Below are 2,092 nucleotides of genomic sequence, written 5' to 3'. Positions count from 1 at the left end.
GGACATAGGGCATAGGGCTATCCTCACTTTTTTGAGAAAGGTTATATAGCGAACCTAAATCAGTTTGGCAAAAGCATCGTACTTTTTCAAATTAGGAGAATTAAAAAGTTGATATTTGAAGAAAATCTCCACCAATCGTTTAACTGAAGCAAAACTCTTACAGCGGTAGTGGAAACGCCTAATAAAGTTTTTAACTTGTAGCCAAATTCCCTCAACGGGATTTTCTTCGGGGGCATAAGTCGGAAGACGTTCGCAAATTATTGACCAATCTTTTCGTTCTTTTCCATCATGAAAGTAATGCCAATAATTTTTTCATTTCTTCTCCTCTATGATAGCTGGCACCGTCCCAAATCAACAGGACTTTCTGCTCAAAATTCGGCTGAGAATGAAGAGCTTGAATTTCTGATAAAAATTTCACGGTGTTTTCACCATTTCCCGCTTTATAAGGACTAGCAATAAACTGATTAGTTAATAAATTTAAAGCTCCATAATAAGTTTGACGGTCTTTTTCGTTATTTATAGCTATAAATTCTCTGTTTTTTGAGTCACCCCATAGATAACTACAAACATCATCACCCTGGACATGACATTCGTCTAAAGCATAGACTGCAAGGATTCCAGCTTCTATTTCCGGCTTGAGTTCTTCTAAAATTTCTACAATCTCTTGTGTTCTTTTTTTGATAGCTTCTGGGTTTTTTCGAAAATTTTGTTTGTTAGCTTTTTGCCAAGTTAATTGACTATTTTTTAAGATTTTATAGTAACTTTGTGGGGATTTAAAGACTAAATCATAAGTTTCCATAATATGTCGTTGAAGCTCAGAAATGTTGCGGTTTTCTGGTTTTTCAAATAGCCAGACTTTCAGGTCAGCCTTTTGAACTTCAGTTAAATAACTTACAGAGCCTTTATATTTGAGTTTTAGCCCCGAAACTCCTCGGGCTTTGTATTCTTTTTTAGCCCGAGCAATCGAACTATAAGAAATCTGTAATCTTTGGCTAATTGCTCGATAAGAAAAACCTTGTATTGTTAATTTGACCGCTTCACCCTTTTTCCACTCTCTAACATTGTTCGTGCTGTTAATGAACTCTGTTAATTCATTTAAATCCGTTGATATGCTATCTGATTGAGCGCTATTTTCCATGATTTTCACCTTGTTTGTACATAAACTTTGATTTTATGTCATCGGACTCCTATTGTCAAACTAATTTAGGCTTGCTATAACAAATAACAAATAACAAATAACTATAGCCTTTCTCAGAAAGATGAGGTGCTCTCGCGGGCCTAAAAGCATCGGGCCTAAAAGCATCGGGCCTAAAAGCATCGGGCATCGGGCCTAAAAGCATACCTCACCTTTGTGAGAACCGCTATAATAACAACCAACCAATCACCAACAACCAATAACCAATAACCACTAACCACTAACCAACAACCAACAACCAATTTTTTAAGTATTGATAGGTAAGCGGATGGTAAAAGTAGAACCAACGCCGACTTGACTGTCCGAGAAGCATTCAAAGGTAATTAGGAATGGGGAATGGTAATTGGAAATTTAAATATTTGTAGGGGCGGGTTCACCAAAATTTAGGTTCTTCCTTACTTGGTATGCTAAACTAACAATTAAAATGCCCAGGACAGCAAACATCTATTTTTGTAGTTTTCAAAATTCCTAAAGCCATAAGCAGAACGTTTGATTAACTTAAGCTTGTTGTTAATACCTTCAACAATACCACTTGTTGTCCTATTATCAAAGTAAGCAATTATCTCGTCAAACCAATTAGTAATAGTCTTCACAGTATCTGGAAAATATTGTTTGGCTCTTTTTTGCCAGAGCCCAATTCTCAACAATCCCCTCAACCAATTGGTTTTTTCCTTTCAAATATTTGTCGAGGTTTTTCTTTTAATTTATGCCTTTATGCCAGATGAAGAAACTGTTTTTTAACATCCATTAGTTTGATATTTTGCTCTTCCTTTAAATTATATTCATTTTTTAATAATAAATATTTAGTGTCGTTTATTACCTTTGATATTTCTTGAAATTATACTGCTTTTTTGGACAGTTTTGATTTTTCCCTTAAATCTATTACTTGCGTTATTT

2 protein-coding genes are annotated in these 2,092 nt (G+C 34.8%); both read right to left on the bottom strand.

The window, feature by feature from the left end:
* Positions 1–286: 286 nt before the first annotated feature.
* Positions 287–1,138 carry an IS630 family transposase gene (locus WBA89_RS21565; RefSeq protein WP_424409342.1) on the bottom strand — a complete coding sequence of 284 codons (852 nt, stop codon included), beginning with the start codon at positions 1,136–1,138 and terminating at the stop codon, positions 287–289.
* Positions 1,139–1,614: 476 nt separating this feature from the next.
* A complete protein-coding gene (locus WBA89_RS21560) occupies positions 1,615–1,839 on the bottom strand; it encodes an ISL3 family transposase (protein ID WP_424409341.1) in 225 nt (74 codons plus the stop codon).
* Between the last annotated feature and the right edge of the window lie 253 nt (positions 1,840–2,092).

Origin of the sequence: Microcoleus sp. (assembly GCF_049646505.1) — a bacterium.
Taxonomy (GTDB): domain Bacteria; phylum Cyanobacteriota; class Cyanobacteriia; order Cyanobacteriales; family Microcoleaceae; genus Microcoleus.
This window is presented reverse-complemented; position numbering and strand designations above follow the sequence as displayed.

Coding starts and splice junctions, on each gene's coding strand:
- WBA89_RS21565 (WP_424409342.1), bottom strand. CDS start 1,138: ATGGAAAATAGCGCTCAATCAGATAGCATATCAACGGATTTAAATGAA.